The organism is Hyphomicrobium sp. (assembly GCF_041659645.1).
GTDB lineage: Bacteria > Pseudomonadota > Alphaproteobacteria > Rhizobiales > Hyphomicrobiaceae > Hyphomicrobium_B.
This window is the reverse complement of record NZ_JBAZXX010000003.1, coordinates 886,428-903,673: the sequence shown is the minus strand read 5'-3', so window position 1 is coordinate 903,673 and position 17,246 is coordinate 886,428. Positions and strand designations below refer to the sequence as shown.

Sequence of the window (17,246 nt, the reverse complement as noted above, 5' to 3'; positions counted from 1 at the left end):
GCGGCGACGGCCGAAATTTGCCCGCCATAAAGCCCGGAGAAAAATCGACCGATGGCTCGCCATATCCGCTTTGGAGGTCTCGCTTCGATCGTCGTCGTAGAAGCCGATGACGAAATCGACGCGCTCATCGACCGTCCCGACCTCGATCGCACGTACCGTGTCGAAGGCCCTCCACTCAATCGCCTGATGATCTCCAGGCTGCGCCGCGCCCTTTTTCGCGACGGCAGCGCGCTTCGCTCATTCGCGCCCCGCGGAGACGGAGACCGCGCGTCCGCGCAAGGCGCTTTCGCGAAACGCGTGGATGCACTGGCCGAACAGCGGCCTTGGGCTCCGGAAGCGATCGCCGTTATGGCGGCTTATGTCGCAAACGGCACAGATCGGAACGCGGCTCTCGCCGCCCTCGCCTACGCCACGGCTTACCCATTTCTCTCGCCGGAGGACACGTCTTACGAACCCGCCAAGTTTCGCCGCTTGTTCGGTCTTTTTGAAATCTTGCAGGTTGCCCGGAACCCTTGGAAGGGATTGCTGCCGCGTCTCCTCGGCAAAGACCGGCACGCCGCGCGAGAGATTTTAGAAATGACCGGCGGCGACGACTATGGCCTGCATGCGGTCGGTATCACGCTCGCCAACTCCGTCGTTATCCTCGATCACCTTCGCGCGCTCTTCGTAGAGCCTCAGACCGCCGAAGCGCGCGCAACGCCGCTCGAGTGGAACAAGGTCCGCACGTCAGCGGTAGCGGTGACACGGCAGAACAACGTGCCATGCAGATTGCCGGGCATTCCCGACGAGGTTCCGGCCAATTCGCTCATTCTGCTGAAAATGCGACAGGCGTTGCGGCCAAGCAGTCCAGACGGATTTGAGTTCGCCGGAAAGCATTGGTCATACTGTCCCGCGAGCCGCTACATCGAAGCCATCTTCGATCGTGTCTACGACGTCGCGAAAAATCGCGCTTAATCCGTCCCTGGCGGCCGGCTCGCCGGGGCGAGTCGCACGCATTAAATAAAAAGAGCCCCACAACCGGGGCTCTTTTTCTTTATTCCGTATCTTCGTTCGCGGCTGGCGGCACGGCCGGAGCCTCGGCGGGTTCCTCGCGACGCGGGCGGCGAACCGGACGGCGCAAGAAGGCCGGCTGCTCCTGCTGCTCAATGGAAGCCGGCGGCGGCGGCGCGGCAGCCTGAGGCGCCGGACGCTCGACGACGGGCTGCGGGGCAGCCGTTACGGGCGGCTGAAAACCACTGTTTGCGTGCTCGCGATCGGCGCCGTTCGAATTGCCGTTGTTCGGAGCCTGATAGCGCTCGCGACGACGAAAGCCGCCATCGCCCTGATTGCCTTCGCCGTTGCCGTTCTGAGGCCTGCGATCGTCGCGGAAGCGGCCTTCGCCGCCACTGGGAGCGGGACCGTTCCTCGGCTCAAATCGATCGCCGCGATCACCACCACGATCGCCACGAAATTCCTGTCGCTCACCGCGATCGCCGCGGTCATTGCGATCGTAGCGCTGGCCGTCGCCGCGATCGTTGCGATTATCATTGCGGTTATTGTTGAACCGCTCCTGGCGCGGCTGTCGGTTATCCCGGTTATCCCGGTTATCGTAGCGGTTCTGATTATCGAAGTTGCGCTGTTGCTGTGGCGGCTGCTGGAAAGGCTGTTGCGGCAAATCCGGCTGTCCACCCTGACCGGCGGCCTGCGGCTGCCCGCCGAAGTCGTCGCCGTCCTCGTCGCCGAACTCGTCGCCATCGGCACCTTCAGGACCCGCCAGCGAGTGCGTCCGCGCGCCGCCGGTGCCTATCGGATCCACGCCGCCCTGCTGCGCCACCTGCTCGCGATAGCCCAGGATGATGCGATTGTAGTGCTCGGCGTGCTGCAAATAGTTCTCGGCCAGCACCGGGTCACCCGACGAAAGCGCATCCCGCGCCAGGGTGATGTACTTCTCAGCGATATGCGAGGGCGTGCCGCGAATCTTCACGTCAGGGCCCGAGCTCTCGAAGCTGCGCATCAGGGGATTTTGCGATTTGCGGTTATTATTATTGTTGTTGTTATTGCTGTTGTTGTTTCGTCCGCGACCGCGACGGTTCTGTTGACCTTGCCTCATGGGCTCCCGTTCATGCTTGTTGGTATTGACCACCGGCGCACGCTCATTTCCGCGAGGCGTCGCCCTGGATCCTCTGATCCAATTCAAAAATCTTGCTTCTTAAAGTCACCACTGTCCCACGGACATGTCCCACGGATCTAATCCAAGGCTCGTAAGCCCAGGCTCTTGCCCCAATGCCTCGGGCAAAATCGCACTCATCCCAGTCATCACGCCTGTAAAGATACTAGAGCCGTCCTCATAAGGAGCTTTGTCAGCACACATGCCGAGAAGGATAGGCCCGACATTCGCCAATCAACGGACAGTGGGGTCCGAGAAAGTTTGCGCTGATCATCTGAGATGGGAAGGCCGGCTCGGTAGCCGCTTTAGCGGCATCAATGGCCAAGCACATCCGATCAAACTCTTCGGGACTGACATTACTCCGGAAACGTAATTCCGCAAACAGAAATGATCGCTTGGGTTAGAGATGTATCTCCAGCGCAACAGCCCTCGTATGGCCGCCCAAATCCTTATGCCGGCCAATAAGTTGACCGCCAGCGCTTGAGAAAATCTCGATAACCGCCTCGGCCTGGGTCGAGCCGACCTCCAAAACGACCATCAATGGCCGCTGCAATTCCACGATATTCTGGGCGATCTTACGGTAAACGCAGAGGCCGTCAGCACCGCCGTCAAGCGCCAGGAGAGGATCGAAATCCTTCACATCCCGCTCCAACTCGTCGATCTCACCTGTGGATATATAGGGAGGGTTCGAGATCACGAGGTCGAAGGGTCCCGCGCAACCATCGAGACCAGATGTCGCAACGAAGTGAACCCGGTCCTTGACCCCAAGCGACGCCGCATTTCGCCGGGCCACCTCAAGGGCTGCCTGACTGACGTCGGTGCCAACGCCGCGCGCGTTCGGCAGTTCGGCAAGCAGCGTAACGATCAGAATTCCAGATCCGGTTCCGACGTCTACAATCGAAAGCGGCCGCTGCGAAAGTCCGCGCGATTTGATGAGACCGAGGGCCGCCTCGACGACGGCTTCGGTATCGGGCCGCGGATCGAGCACATCCGGCGTCACGATGAAGTCGCGCCCATAAAATTCGCGATGCCCGAGAATGCGCGAAACCGGTTCGTGCGCCGCCCTGCGCCGCGCCGCATCACTGATCCTCTCAGCGTCGTCGCCAAGCGCCCGGGCCGAACAGGACAGCAACTTCGCGCCATCGAGTCCGAGAAGCCCCCGCAGCAGGAAGCGCGCGTCGCGTTGCGGCGTATCAATTCCCGCGTCCCTGAGTACGCGCGTCAGCTGGGCCAGCGCGTCGCCGATGCTCTGGTCGGATCGAAAATGAACCGCGGGCAATGGGTCGGCGTCGACACCGGCCATCGTCGTCACGCCGCGCTGAGTTCGGCAAGCATCGTCGCCTGGTGATCCGTAATCAGCGGGTCGACCAACATATCGAGAGCATTGCCTGTCATGACGTCTTCGAGATTGTAGAGCGTGAGGTTGATGCGATGGTCCGTCACACGCCCTTGGGGAAAGTTGTACGTCCGGATGCGCTGCGAACGATCGCCCGAGCCGACTTGCGATTTGCGCGCGTCCGAACGCTCGGTCGCGGCCTTCTCGCGCTCAAGCTCGTAAACGCGCGACTTCAGTACGGCCATGGCAAGCCGCCGGTTCTGATGCTGCGATTTTTCGGCGGAAACGACGACGATCCCCGTCGGCAGATGCGTCATGCGCACCGCGCTATCCGTTTTGTTGACGTGCTGCCCGCCCGCGCCGCCCGCCCGCATCGTATCGATGCGAATGTCTTCCGGCCTGATAACGATATCGATGTCTTCCGCTTCCGGTAGCACCGCGACGGTCGCGGCCGAAGTATGAATGCGCCCGCTTGCTTCCGTTGCCGGAACGCGCTGTACGCGATGCACGCCGGATTCGAATTTCAACCGCGCGAAGACACCCGCGCCTGTGATCGACGCAATGATTTCCTTGTAACCCCCGAGATCGTTTTCCGAGGCTGATATGATTTCCGTCTTCCAGCCTCTGAGGTCGGCATAGCGCGAGTACATGCGAAAAAGATCGGCCGCGAACAGCGCCGCTTCATCGCCGCCCGTTCCCGCCCGAACTTCCAGGATCGCGCTTTTTTCATCTGCCGCATCTTTCGGCAGAAGCGCAACGCGAAGCTTCTGTTCGAGGTCGGTGATGCGTTCCGACAGCGCCGCCCGCTCGGAGTAGGCGAGATCGACCATGTCTTTGTCGGCGGCGGGATCGCGGATCATCTGTTCGAGATCCCGGCTTTCGGCCTCGGCTTTACGCAACGCATTGATTTGCGCCACGACGGGGCTGAGTTCCGAGAATTCCTTCGACAGCTTTACGTATTCCGCCTGCGGAATGCCATGGTTCAGCTGATCCTGAATGCCCATCCAGCGTTCGAAGAGACGGTCGAGTTTATCGCGTGGCAGTGCTGACATGTGTCCGATGAGCTTAAGAATGGGAGCTTGAGAATGTGGGTTTGGTAATGGCGGGCCGTAAAAAGGCGGCCACAACGCTGCGACAACGCTTTGAGCGCGTCACCGCGCATCGGGCGCCCAGCATCTAGCGCCCTATCTAATACGAACCGCCGCCGATCCGCAATTTATCAGCCCGCCGCGACCGGGGATCGTCAACTTCAATATAGCGCATGCCGTCTCGCACCGGGCCGTAATGCTCTTGAATATAGGTGCTGCCCCATTGCACGGCCATTCCAAACGGTGCCGAGATCGTCGCGAAAATCGAGGAATGCATTGTGATCACAACGAGGCCGAGCGGCAGCGAAAGGGCATAAAGCGCCCGTTGCGGCCTAGTCCGAACCTGATCGCGAACGCGATCGAGGGCCTCCTGCGGCAGGCGCCGCGCCCCGTTCGCTATAGCCGAGCCCGCCCGCAGCAGATTTCGGCTCGATTCAATGAGCCCGGAGCGCGCAATGTCCGGCTCCGTCTGCGGAGCGACGGTACGCTGCGGCTTCTGACGGGCGGGGAAAGGCTGCTGTTGTTGGGGCATCGCGTACTGCGGCGCCGCTGGATAACGTTGCTGCTGCGGCTGCATCGGTTGATGCAGATACGGTAACGAAGAGCGCACAGGCGCTTGAGGCGGCGCGGCCGCCACGGAAAGCTGCGTAAAAAGCGTGCCGATGGCATTGAGCACCGGACGGCCGCTGACACCCGCCATTGACGTATAGGTCATGATGATGCCCGACGTTTCGGGCCATGGCGGCAGATACTCGACCTGCCCCGTCTCAAGGGCTTCGACGACTTCCGGTCGCACCGCTAAATAATGTGCCGCTTGCGGCACCGTCAGCCGCAGCGCTTGCCTTAAATCGATGAAAAACCGCGCTATCAGCGCCCGGCTTTCCGCCTGAGCCTGCACCGACGCCGCCTGCATGTGTGCGTCATTACGGCTATAAACCTGCCGCTCACGCTCATGACTCCCGGCCGGAACGCTCCGCCCTACGCTTCGACGCATACCCACTTACCGGTAAAACGCACCGGCCCCCCAACGTTAAGTATATTGTTGGCCAAAAATCGTTGTTTGTCAAAGACTCCGCATCGGGCGGCGGAGCGCCGTTAACCCTCGAGCGCGACGTGTTCCATTTCCGCGAACTGCTCCAAGGACATGCGTACGTCCTTCGCACCCTCTTTCAAAAGATCGTCGAGGAGGGCCGTGGCCTTTCCCGCGTCGAGGGATAGGATCATGGACTTGATCGGACCGATGGAAGCGGGTGCCATCGACAGCGACCGGAAGCCAAGCGCAATGAGCGTCATCGCTTCGAGCGGGCTACCCGCCATCTCGCCGCACAACGTCACCGGGACCCCGTAGGAGTTCGCCGCCTTCATGAGCGTCTGGAACACCCTCAAGGGAGCCGGAGCCAGAACGTCGAAACGGCTCGCGACGCGCGCATTCGTGCGGTCCGCCGCAAACAGGAACTGCATGAGGTCGTTCGAGCCGACGGACACGAAATCGACCCGGGTCAAAAACGCGTCGAGTTCGAACAGGAGCGCCGGGACTTCGAACATCGCCCCGACGAGTACCGTCTCCGGCAGCTGATGCCCGTGCTCCGTCAAAAATGCCTTCTCGCGCTCGATCAGCGCCTTGATCGCGCCAAGCTCGTAGGCTGCCGAAACCATGGGGATCATCACGCGCAACTCGCGCCCCGCAGCGGCTTTGAGCAGCGCCCGGATCTGCAAGCGGAACAGTTCCGGCCGGTCGAGCGCCATACGGATCGCGCGCCAGCCCATCGACGGATTTTCTTCCTTGGGCTGGCGAAGATAAGGCAGCACCTTATCGCCGCCGATATCGAGCGTGCGGAACACCACCGGTTTGCCGCCCGCTTCGTCGATCACCGACTTGTAAAGTTGCGTTTGCCGGTCGAGGCGCGGAAATGACTCCGACAGCATGAACTGCAGCTCCGTCCGGTAGAGCCCGATACCATCGGCTCCCGACTCTTCAAGATGCGGCATGTCGACAAGAAGACCCGCATTCATCATGAGTGTGATCGGCAAACCGTCCTTGGTGATCGCCGGGCGTTCCCGCAGCGATTGATACCGCTTCTGCCGCCGCGCCCGAAAACGGACTTTGTCGGAATAGGCAGAGATCAGTTCGGCCGTCGGCCGGAGATGAACTTCGCCCGCAACGGCATCGATGATCACGGCATCGCCCGCTGAAACCCGATCGACAATTCCGGCCGCCTGCCCGATCGCTGCAATGCCGAGCGCTTTCGCGACGATGGCGACGTGGCTTTGGCTCGAACCATCTTCGACGACGAGACCGCGCAGCCGTGTCCGGTCGTAGTCGAGAAGCTCGGCCGGTCCCATCGTCCGCGCCACAAGGATCGTATCGGGGGGCAATCCGCCGTCGTCTTCCGAACTCTTGAGGCGTCCCGCGAGCACACGCAGCAGCCGGTCGGACAGATCGTCAAGGTCGCGTTGGCGTTCCCGCCAATAGCTGTCGTGCTGACGCAGCATGCGCGTCCGCATCGCGTTCTGAACACGCTCGACGGCAGCTTCCGCCGTGAGGCCGCCCTCGACCGCTTCGCGCAGCCGCCGGTGCCAGCCTTTGTCGTGCGCGAACATGCGATACGCTTCGAGCACATCCCTGTGCTCGCCGACGTTCGACAAATGCTCCTGCTCGAACATCTCGTCGATATTCGCTTGCAGCTTTTCGAGCGCGTGCGACAGCCGCTCCAATTCGAGAACGGGATTTTCCGCCATCAATTGCGTAACGACGATACGCGGCTCGTGCAGCACGACATGACCAAGCGCGATGCCGTCTGAAATCGGTTCGCCTTCGATCACGAGGGGTTGCGAGCGCGAGGCTTCGATCGCGGCGACCGTTCCGGCGACCGCTCCGGAGACGAGGTTTTCCGCGATCACCATCGCGGTTGCCTCCATGACCTCGACGTCCTCGTCGGAGTATTCGCGCGGCGTCCGGTTCTGAATGACGAGCACGCCGAGCACCTGACCCGAGCGGGAAATCGGCACGGCAAGCAACGAGTGATAGATTTCTTCGCCCGTCTCCGGCCGATAGGAGAATGCCGGATGGCTCGACGCTTCCGGTTCGTTGACGGTCACCCCAAGCTCGGACGCCCGCCCGACGAGGCCCTCGCCGCGCTTCAACCGGGTTGTATGCACTGCTCCCGGATTGAGGCCTTCAGATGCGAAAAGTTCAAGCGATCCGTCCTGGCGCTTCAGATAGATCGAGCAGACCTCGGCGACCATGACGCCCGAGATCTGGCGAACGATGCGATCGAGCTTGTCCTGGCCTTCGCCACCGTCGGCCATGATCTCGCGAAGATGGCGCATGATGACCCGGAGCGAGGTTTCGCTCGGTAAGGGTCTCGGATCATCGCGCCGCACCATCTTGCCTTGCCCATCGTCTCGCCAGCAGAATCTGCCCGGCAATTACACCTTAGTCATAAAGGGACGGGGCTGGTAAGAGCGCCGCGCCTTAATCGTTGTCGAGCCCATAGGCCGAATGCAATGCGCGCACCGCGAGTTCAGCATATGCCGCATCGATCAACACGCTGACCTTGATCTCCGACGTCGAAATCGCGTGGATGTTGATGCCCTTCTCCGACAGCGTTTTAAACATTTGCGCCGCAACGCCTGCGTGGCTGCGCATGCCAACGCCGATCACCGAAATCTTCACGACGTCCGCCGAACTTTTGACGTCGACGTGGCCGATGTCGGCCTTCGCCTTTTTCAAAACGTCGAGCGTGCGCGGCAGCTCGGCCGCCTGCACAGTAAACGTCATGTCCGTATGCTTGCCGTCCGGCGTGACGTTCTGGACGATCATATCGACGTTGATGTTGGCCTCCGACAACGGCCCGAAGATCCTTGCGGCAATACCCGGTTTGTCGTCGACATTGAGAAGCGTCACCTTCGCTTCGTCCTTCGCATAGGCGATGCCGCTCACGACTTGCTGTTCCACGATCTCATCCTCGTCGCATACGATAGTGCCGATATCTTCGATATTGTCGGCTTTGAAGGGTTTCATGGCATCCGGCGCAACAAAACTCGAGAGCACCCGTGTCCTGATCTTGTAAACCATCGCCAACTCGACGGAGCGCGTCTGCAGGACCTTCGATCCAAGCGACGCCATTTCGAGCATCTCTTCGTAGGAAATTTTCGCCAGCCGCTTCGCCTTCGAAACGATCCGCGGGTCTGTCGTGTAGACACCGTCGACGTCGGTGTAGATGTCGCACACGTCCGCTTCGAGCGCGACGGCAATCGCGACGGCGCTCGTATCGGAACCGCCACGACCGAGGGTCGAGATCCGGTTGTCGGTTGGCTCGATGCCTTGGAAGCCGGTGATGACGGCGACCTCGCCGCCTTCGATCCGCGCTTTGAGATCTTCGCCCGGAATATCGATGATCCGCGCCGAACCGTGGGCGCCATCCGTCTTGACTGGAACCTGCCAACCGGCCCACGACCGCGCGCGAAGCCCCATCGCCTGCAAAGTGATGGCGAGGAGGCCGGCCGTCACCTGCTCACCCGTCGCGACCACCGAGTCGTACTCGCGCGCATCGTAAAGCGGAGACGCTTCCTTCACCCACGCGACGAGTTGGTTCGTCACCCCGGCCATAGCCGACACCACGACCGCGACTTTATTGCCGGCGTCGACCTCGCGCTTAACGTGCCGGGCGACATTCTGAATGCGCTCGATGTTGGCGACCGACGTGCCGCCAAATTTCATCACTACCGTCGCCATTCTCGAAGCGCTTTCTGTGCCTGTGCAAGCCCACCCCGGTCCCTGTTACAGGCCATGCGAGCATTCGGATTTGGATTGAGTCCGGCGCTTCTTAGCGGCTCGCGAGCCCCCCGGCAACAACCGAAAATCAACGTTGCCGGGACAATAGCTTGACAAGATGACCGCCCGGTTGACGTGTAGGGTGCAGGACGGAGACAGCAATGACCGCAACGCAGCAATCGGACGCCAGCGAACGCACCCTCGATACCGGCGAGGTTGAGCGTTTTTCCCGGCTGGCCTCCGAATGGTGGAACCCGCAAGGCAAGTTTCGCCCTCTCCACCAGATTGGGCCGCCGCGGCTCTCCTTCATTCGCGATGCAGCCGTGGAGCGCTTCGGCCGCGACCCCAAGGCATTAAGACCTCTGTCCGGCTTGACGGCCGTCGATATCGGCTGCGGCGGCGGTCTCGTCTCGGAACCGCTCGCGCGCATGGGCGCCACCGTCGCCGCCATCGATCCGTCTGAAAAGAACATCGCCATCGCCACGGCACACGCCGAAGGCCAGGGCTTGACCATCGGCTATCGCGCGGCGCGCGTCGAAGATCTGGTCGCGGAAAGACGGTCGTTCGATGTCGTCGCCTGCCTCGAAGTTGTAGAGCACGTCCCAGACCCGGCGAAGTTCATCGCCGAATGTGCGGCCCTCGTCGCGCCCGGCGGCCTCGCCGTCTTCTCGACGTTGAACCGAACATTCAAGGCCTGGGCGCTCGCGATTGTCGGCGCCGAGTACGTGCTCGGCTGGTTGCCGCGCGGCACGCACCGGTGGGATCGCTTCATCACACCTGAGGAACTGGCCGGTTATGCCAAGGCCGCCGGATTGGACGACATCCGCTTTGAGGGAATCACGTACAATCCACTGCAAGACGTCTGGTCGCGCAATCCCGATACCGACGTCAACTATCTGATGTCGGCACGGAGACCGAGCGTAGCCTGAGCGTTTCTAAAATCTTGACGACAACGCGGTTTCGAGAGGGGAGAGCCTGCGATGTTTCCGATTGGCGACGACGACTCCGCGGTTCGCATCACGCCTATCGTCACCACCGGTCTTATCGTCGCCAACGTCCTTTTCTTTTTCGTTGAGATGAACGGCGGCGACGAATTCATTCGGCAATGGGCCTTCATCCCGAGCAAATTCGTCGCCGACCCGGCATCGACCTGGCCCACCATCTTCACCGCGATGTTCATGCACGGCGGCTGGATGCACCTCTTCGGCAACATGCTCTATCTCTACATCTTCGGCGACAACGTCGAAGAGAGCTTCGGCCACGTGAAGTTTCTCGTCTTTTATCTCGTCGCTGGCATCGCCGCGACATTCGCTCAGTTCTATTTCAGCGAGCACTCCAACATTCCAAACCTCGGCGCCTCGGGAGCGATCGCTGGCGTGCTCGGCGCCTACTTGCTTCTGTTTCCGCAGGCTCGCGTCGACGTGCTGTTCGGACGGCAAGTCATGTCCATGCCGGCGCTGATCGTTATCGGCTTCTGGTTCGTGCTCCAGCTTTTCAGCGGTGTCGGGTCGATCGCCAGGACGGATGAAACCGCCGATGCCGGTGGCGTCGCCTACATGGCCCACGTTGGCGGCTTCGTCGCAGGCCTTGCGATCGCGTTCCTTTTCAAGGGCCGCGGCGGCCCGCCGAAGATCGCCTGAAAGCGCTTCATAAGTCGACCTGAAAGCCCGTCCAAAGCCGCATGCGCTCGCGCAGATCGATTCTGCGCCCATCGACCGTGAACGTGCCGTCGCCGTTATGGTACAGCGTTCGCCGCTCTTTCCGGTCGTCGTCGTGACCAGCAAAACGGGACCGGCCTCAAAGCAGGAGATAAGCTTTCGATGGATCGGCATCTCGCATGTCACTATCCCCGGCGCGTTGTCATGCCTTGCAAAGCAAACGGGCCGGAAGAGTTTCGGCCCGTTCGAAGCTTTAGCGGACAGCAACGGCCACCGTTATAGACTTTGCGCGATCCGCTGGCGCATAGGCCGCAGAACAAGAATGGCGAGCAGCGACGCGAGAATATTCATCGCCGCCGCGACGTAAAACACCGCGTGCCAGCTTCCCGTTGCATGCGTCAGCACGCTCGAAAACGGCACGAGCAGCGACGCCGTTCCCTTCGCCGTATAAAGAAGGCCCGCGTTCGTGGTGGCGAACTTCGAGCCGAACGTATCGCCGCACGTCGCCGGAAAGAGGCTGTAGATCTCACCCCAAGCAAAGAACACGAGACCGGTCAGGAGGACGAACAGGATCGGATCGTGCCCGAGGTGGGCCAGCGCCAGAAGGCCCAAGCCTTCGATGCCGAACGCGATGAACATCGTCGTCTCGCGCCCGATCTTGTCCGACACCCAACCGAAGAACGGCCGCGTGACGCCGTTCAGTACGCGGTCAAGCGACAGCGCGAACGTCAACGCCGGCAACGTGATGCCAAGCAGCGACACGGGAATATCCGCGACCTTGAAATCTTTCGCGATGGGCGCGAGCTGCGCCGTCGCCATGAGGCCGCCCGCCGCCATCATCACGAACATCAGATACATGACCCAGAATACGGGAGTCTTCAGCATCTCCGATGGCGCGAACGAGCGCTTTACCGAAACCAGCAGAGCGCGCGCACCGAACTGATCCTTCGACGGCGTCCTTAAGAAGAACGACGCAATGATGATGACGACGCCCTGCAGAACACCGAAATAAAGGAACGCGGCTTGATATCCCTGCGAGGCGATCACCGCCGAGATCGGAATGATCGTCAACGCCGAGCCCATGCCGAAGCCCGCCGCCGTGATGCCCGCCGCGAGGCCGCGACGATCCGGAAACCACTTGAGCGCGTTGCCGACGCAGGTTCCATAGACGCAACCCGCGCCGACACCGCCGATGGCCTGGGCGATGTACAGCATCGCCAGCGAGTCCGCGTGCGAGTTCAGGATCCATGAGATCGCGATCATGATGCCGCCGACCAACACGAGCGGCCGTGGACCGAAGCGATCTTCGAGATAGCCTTCGAACGGAATGAGCCACGTCTCGGTGAGAATAAAGATGGTGAACGCCCACTGGATCGCCGCCATCTCCCAGCCGAACTTGGCAGCGATCGGGTTGACGAAGAGCGTCCAACCGTATTGCAGGTTGGCGATCATGGTCATGCACAGAACCCCGAGCGCGAGCTGCATCCACCTTCCGGTGGCCTGCGTCGCAATGCTGGAGGCCGGAGCACCCGACTCCGTTTGAATGGTCATCCTTGTCGTCCCCTCGGGCTTGTAATTCTTTTTCATTTCGCACTAAAAGCGCAGCGCACATAAAACGTGAAAAACCACGTTCGACAAGTGCAGCGCTAAAGCCAAGTGCCAACAAAGTTTTTGCTGCACCGCCACATGAATTCGAGGGACGAAGTTCGATGAAAATTTGTGTCGTCGGCGCGGGCGGTATCGGCGGTCTGCTTGCCGCACGGCTGGCTCAGTCCGGCGAAGACGTGACCGTCGTTGCGCGCGGCCCGCACCTCGCGGCCATTCGTGCCAATGGACTAAAATTGATTGAAGAGGACGGACGCGAAAGCATTTCGCACATCGCTGCGACCGATAAGATCGTCGAAGTTTCGGAGCAGGACCTCGTCATTCTCGGCATGAAGGCACACCAGGTCGCAGCCGTCGTGCGCGATCTTCCCGCGCTGTATGGTCGCGAGACCGCCGTGCTCACCGCGCAGAACGGAATACCGTGGTGGTACTTCATGCGCGTCGCTGGGCCGCACGAAAATCGCCGTCTCGAAAGCGTCGATCCGGGCGGCATCATCGCGGACAATCTCCCGGCGGAGCGAGTGCTCGGCAGCGTGGTCTATCCTGCCGCGGAAATAACCGAGCCGGGCGTCATTAAGCATATCGAAGGCAACCGCTTCTCAATTGCCGAGATCGACAACTCGAAAACCGAGCGCGTGACGCGCGTTTCCGACGCTTTGCAAAAGGCCGGGTTCAAAGCGCCGGTTGTTTCCGACATTCGGGCGGAGATCTGGACCAAGCTGTGGGGCAACCTGAGCTTCAATCCGATCAGCGCGTTGACGCACGCGACGCTCGAGGACATCTGCCGGTTTCAGCCGACCCGCGATGCAGCCGCACGATTGATGCGGGAAGCCCAGTCCGTCGGCGAAGCTCTTGGCATTCGCTTCCGCATTCCCCTTGAAAAGCGCATTGCCGGCGCGGAAGCGGTCGGTCCGCATAAGACCTCGATGCTGCAGGATATCGAGGCCGGCCGCGGCATCGAAGCCGATGCGCTGATTGGCTCTGTCATCGAACTCGGACAAGTGGCAAGCGTCCCCACACCGCAGATCGAAACGGTTTATGCCTGCGTGAAATTGCTGGCGGCGACTTTGGCCCACAAGGGCGGACGTTTGAGAGTTGAAAAAGCCTGATTTCGCCCTCGAAGGCACGGGCACGGAGATACGACGACGATGGTGACGAGCACGACACTTCACGACCTTCTCAAGGCAGGCGACGACCAGGCGCCCGCGATCCGGACATCCGGCATCGAGCCGCTCACCTATGCTGGCTTCCGGACTTTGGTCATCAGGACGATCGCTCGGCTGAATGAGTTCGGCATCGGTCGCGGCGACCGCGTCGCGATCGTCTTGCCCAACGGGCCTGAGATGGCAACCGTGTTTGTCGCCGTCGCCTCGGCCGCGACCGCCGCACCGCTTAATCCGGCCTATCGCCACGACGAGTTCGATTTCTATATGTCGGACATCAACACAAAAGCCCTCATCGTCGAAGATGGCAGCACGTCCCCCGCCGTCGGCGTCGCCGAGGAACGCGGCATCATGGTCATTACCCTTGAGCGCGATCCGGCACACGGTGCTGGCGCCTTTGAGCTTTCGGCCGAAGTTAGCCGCGAACAACCGGCACAACCGGGCCCTGCCGAATCTGACGACATCGCCCTCATCCTGCATACCTCCGGCACGACATCGCGCCCGAAGATCGTGCCGCTGAGTCACAAGAACGTCGCCGCATCCGCCAACAACATCGCGACGGCATTGCATCTGACGAACGCCGACCGCGCGCTCAACATTATGCCCCTGTTCCATATCCACGGTCTGATTGCTGGCGTGCTTGCGCCATTGTCGCGTGGCGGCTCGATTTTCTGCACGCCGGGCTTCAATGCGCTCAGGTTCTTTCACGCGATGGATGAAGCGGCGCCGACTTGGTACCCCGGCGTCCCGACGATGCATCAGGCGATCGTCGGCCGTTCCCACCACAACCGGGAAATCATTGCCCGCCACAAGCTGCGCTTTATCCGCTCGTCGTCGTCCTCTTTACCGCCGCAAGTCCTCGGAGAACTCGAAAGGGTTTTCGATGCGCCGGTCCTCGAAGCCTACGGCATGACCGAAGCCGCGCATCAGATGGCGTCGAACCCAATCGGCAGCGTCAGGAAGCCGGGGACTGTCGGCCTCGCGGCTGGTCCCGAAATCGCGATCATGGATCACGACGGCGATCTTCTAGCTCATGGTGAAACGGGAGAAATCGTCATCCGCGGTGATAACGTCACCGCTGGCTACGAGAACAATCCCAAGGCCAATGGCGAAGCTTTCACCAATGGCTGGTTCCGCACCGGCGACCAGGGCATCATCGATGCCGACGGCTACGTGACGATCACCGGCCGACTGAAGGAAATCATCAATCGCGGCGGCGAGAAAATCTCACCGCGCGAAATCGACGAAGTGCTGATGGACCACCCAGCCGTCTTGCAGGCCGTGACGTTCGCAGTCCCGCACGATAAGCTCGGGGAAGACGTCGCGGCTGCTGTCGTGCTTCGGGAAGGCCAGCAAGCGACGGAACGCGAACTACGCCATTTCGTGATCGCGCGCGTCGCGACCTTCAAGGTTCCACGCAAGATCCTGCTGCTGCCGGAGATCCCGAAAGGCGCCACGGGCAAGCTGCAGCGCATCGGCTTAGCGCAAAAGCTGGGCCTCGCCTGACGCCCGCCGCCATCGAACCGAGCAATGCACCATCGACGAAAACGCCCGGTGATGAGCCGGGCGTCTTAAATTGCAGATGGCGCTTAGAGCCGGTCTGGCCGGATCATTGATCGTGCGATTCAAGCTGGCGGCTCATGGCCACCGCCAAATACGTGCAGACCGCGCCGGAGAGCAGATAGACGCCTGCCGCCATCAAACCGAAATGGCTCGACAGCCAAAGCGCGATGAACGGCGCAAAACCAGCGCCGACCAGCCACGCGAGGTCGGTCGTCAGAGCCGAACCGGTATAGCGATAGATCTTCGCAAAGTTCGAAGCCACCGCACCCGACGACTGTCCAAAGGACAAGCCGAGAAGGATGAAGCCCGACACCATGAAGGTGATTTCGCCAATGTCGCCGCCATTGAGCATCTGCGGTGCGAATCCGCTGAACACGGCGATTGCGGCGGCCGTCGCCGAGAGCAGGTTTCTACGGCCGACACGATCGGCGACATAACCGGAAAGCACGATCGTAATGAGCCCGACGATAGAGCCGATCAACTCGATGACGAGGAAGCGCGACGGGCTCTGATCCGTGTAGAGGAAGATCCAGGACAGCGGGAACACCGTGACCATGTGGAACAGCGCGAAGCTCGCCAGAGGCGCGAATGCGCCGATAACGACATGAAAGCCTTCCTTCCGCAGCGTCTCGCCGATCGGCATCGGTTCAAGCTCTTGCTGCTCGAAGTGTTCGATGTATTCCGGCGTATCCACCATGCGAAGGCGGGCGAACAGAGCAACGACGTTGATGGCGAAGGCAACGAAGAACGGATAGCGCCAGCCCCACTCAAGGAAATCCTCGCTTGAAAGGTTGGCTGCGAAATAAGCGAAGAGCGCTGCGGCGACCATCAGGCCAAGCGGCGCGCCGAGCTGAGGGATCATCGCGTACCAGCCACGGCGGTTCACGGGCGCGTTCATCGCGAGCAGCGATGGAAGTCCGTCCCACTCGCCGCCAAGCGCCAAGCCCTGACCGATGCGAAAGATCGCCAGGAGCAAAGCCGACACCCATCCGATCTGTTCATGACCGGGCAGGAAGGCGATGGCGACCGTACAAGTGCCGAGGAGGAAAAGCGTTATGGTGAGTTTGATGCTTCGGCCGTAGTTTCTATCGATAGCCATGAAAATGGCCGTACCGAAGGGCCGCGCGATGAACGCAAGCGCGAAGATCGCAAACGAGTAAAGCGTCCCGGTCAGCGGATCGAGGTACGGAAAGACGAGCTTCGGAAAAACGAGCACCGAGGCGATGGCATAGACGAAGAAATCGAAAAATTCCGAAGTCCGGCCGATGACGACCCCAATAGCGATTTCGCCAGGGCTGACATCACCGTGCCCGCTATCCGCGACTCTCGTAGTCTGCTCGAACGTGGCTGAGGCTCCACTCATCGGCCGCTCTTGCTCCTTGAACCATGCCCTGGCTCCGCGCGCAAAAACATTCGCGAGCCTCGAAGACAGCTTCTTGTCCCGGGATACACTGTGAGGGCATTAGGCAAATTGTCCAATGTGCCGATGCCGCAGAAAATAAGCTTTCGAGTTTTCCCTTTGTCCCCCAGGACCTTGTCGCGACCTTTTGCTTTGGCCGGTAAGGCGGTCGGCGGCAACGGATGCCACCAGAATCAATCTTTTTCCCGGTGCGCCGCTTCGGCGGGGCGTGCAAGCGGGCCGGCATGATCGGCTTTTCGCCCCGAAAGTCCGTGCCCGGCAAACCATGGGTGCCGAGGATGCCGTAACCTGTGAAGCCAGTGCGCCACACGCTCGCTCCACGAGGGTGCAACCTCGATCAGGACGCGTCGGCGTTTGTGACTTGCGGCGGCGGTCGACATGGACACTCCGAAAAGTCGGTCCCGCCATTATAGTCCCCGTCAACTTAAGTCCGGGTTCAGCAGATATTCGGGATTTTAAGTTTTATCCCCGACCGGACGAAAGTTGCGGA

13 protein-coding genes are annotated in these 17,246 nt (G+C 61.0%); 5 read left to right on the top strand and 8 right to left on the bottom strand.

Translation table 11 applies throughout. The annotated features are described in order from the left end of the window. Positions 1 to 51: 51 nt before the first annotated feature. Positions 52 to 954 (top strand): hypothetical protein, encoded by a 903-nt coding sequence (locus WC811_RS14280; protein WP_372645704.1) that lies wholly within the window; start codon positions 52 to 54, stop codon positions 952 to 954. Positions 955 to 1,033: 79 nt separating this feature from the next. Here the strand turns inward: WC811_RS14280 and WC811_RS14275 are convergent, their stop codons facing one another. The 6 genes from WC811_RS14275 to WC811_RS14250 all read right to left on the bottom strand — a co-directional run bounded on the left by WC811_RS14275 (position 1,034) and on the right by WC811_RS14250 (position 9,308). After that, positions 1,034 to 2,089 (bottom strand): DUF4167 domain-containing protein, encoded by a 1,056-nt coding sequence (locus WC811_RS14275; RefSeq protein WP_372645702.1) that lies wholly within the window; start codon positions 2,087 to 2,089, stop codon positions 1,034 to 1,036. Between the two features lie 457 nt (positions 2,090 to 2,546). Next, complete coding sequence (prmC, locus tag WC811_RS14270; protein ID WP_372645700.1) at positions 2,547 to 3,449, bottom strand: peptide chain release factor N(5)-glutamine methyltransferase; 903 nt, start codon at positions 3,447 to 3,449, stop codon at positions 2,547 to 2,549. A 5-nt stretch (positions 3,450 to 3,454) separates the two neighbouring features. Continuing rightward, positions 3,455 to 4,534 (bottom strand): peptide chain release factor 1, encoded by a 1,080-nt coding sequence (gene prfA, locus WC811_RS14265; RefSeq protein ID WP_372645698.1) that lies wholly within the window; start codon positions 4,532 to 4,534, stop codon positions 3,455 to 3,457. A 136-nt stretch (positions 4,535 to 4,670) separates the two neighbouring features. After that, positions 4,671 to 5,483: a helix-turn-helix domain-containing protein gene (locus WC811_RS14260; RefSeq protein WP_372645696.1), complete on the bottom strand. Its 813-nt coding sequence runs from the start codon at positions 5,481 to 5,483 to the stop codon at positions 4,671 to 4,673. 182 nt (positions 5,484 to 5,665) lie between these two features. Then, positions 5,666 to 7,957 (bottom strand): phosphoenolpyruvate--protein phosphotransferase, encoded by a 2,292-nt coding sequence (gene ptsP / locus WC811_RS14255; RefSeq protein WP_372645694.1) that lies wholly within the window; start codon positions 7,955 to 7,957, stop codon positions 5,666 to 5,668. Positions 7,958 to 8,045: 88 nt separating this feature from the next. After that, complete coding sequence (locus tag WC811_RS14250) at positions 8,046 to 9,308, bottom strand: aspartate kinase (RefSeq protein WP_372645692.1); 1,263 nt, start codon at positions 9,306 to 9,308, stop codon at positions 8,046 to 8,048. Between the two features lie 200 nt (positions 9,309 to 9,508). On the opposite strand from WC811_RS14250, the gene ubiG reads away from it, so the two are divergent. Then, complete coding sequence (gene ubiG / locus WC811_RS14245) at positions 9,509 to 10,276, top strand: bifunctional 2-polyprenyl-6-hydroxyphenol methylase/3-demethylubiquinol 3-O-methyltransferase UbiG (protein ID WP_372645690.1); 768 nt, start codon at positions 9,509 to 9,511, stop codon at positions 10,274 to 10,276. A gap of 51 nt (positions 10,277 to 10,327) precedes the next feature. Continuing rightward, positions 10,328 to 10,987: a rhomboid family intramembrane serine protease gene (locus WC811_RS14240; RefSeq protein ID WP_372645688.1), complete on the top strand. Its 660-nt coding sequence runs from the start codon at positions 10,328 to 10,330 to the stop codon at positions 10,985 to 10,987. A 294-nt stretch (positions 10,988 to 11,281) separates the two neighbouring features. Here the strand turns inward: WC811_RS14240 and oxlT are convergent, their stop codons facing one another. Next, positions 11,282 to 12,556, bottom strand: coding sequence for an oxalate/formate MFS antiporter (gene oxlT, locus WC811_RS14235; RefSeq protein WP_372645685.1), 1,275 nt, complete (start codon positions 12,554 to 12,556; stop codon positions 11,282 to 11,284). A gap of 158 nt (positions 12,557 to 12,714) precedes the next feature. Here oxlT and WC811_RS14230 point away from each other — a divergent pair, with 158 nt between their 5' ends. Both WC811_RS14230 and WC811_RS14225 read left to right on the top strand, forming a co-directional pair. Beyond that, a complete protein-coding gene (locus WC811_RS14230; protein WP_372645683.1) occupies positions 12,715 to 13,719 on the top strand; it encodes a ketopantoate reductase family protein in 1,005 nt (334 codons plus the stop codon). A gap of 39 nt (positions 13,720 to 13,758) precedes the next feature. Beyond that, positions 13,759 to 15,279: an acyl--CoA ligase gene (locus tag WC811_RS14225; RefSeq protein ID WP_372645681.1), complete on the top strand. Its 1,521-nt coding sequence runs from the start codon at positions 13,759 to 13,761 to the stop codon at positions 15,277 to 15,279. 103 nt (positions 15,280 to 15,382) lie between these two features. On the opposite strand, the gene WC811_RS14220 is transcribed toward WC811_RS14225, so the two are convergent. Continuing rightward, positions 15,383 to 16,699, bottom strand: a complete 1,317-nt coding sequence (locus WC811_RS14220; RefSeq protein ID WP_372645679.1) for an MFS transporter — start codon at positions 16,697 to 16,699, stop codon at positions 15,383 to 15,385. Positions 16,700 to 17,246: the final 547 nt, after the last annotated feature.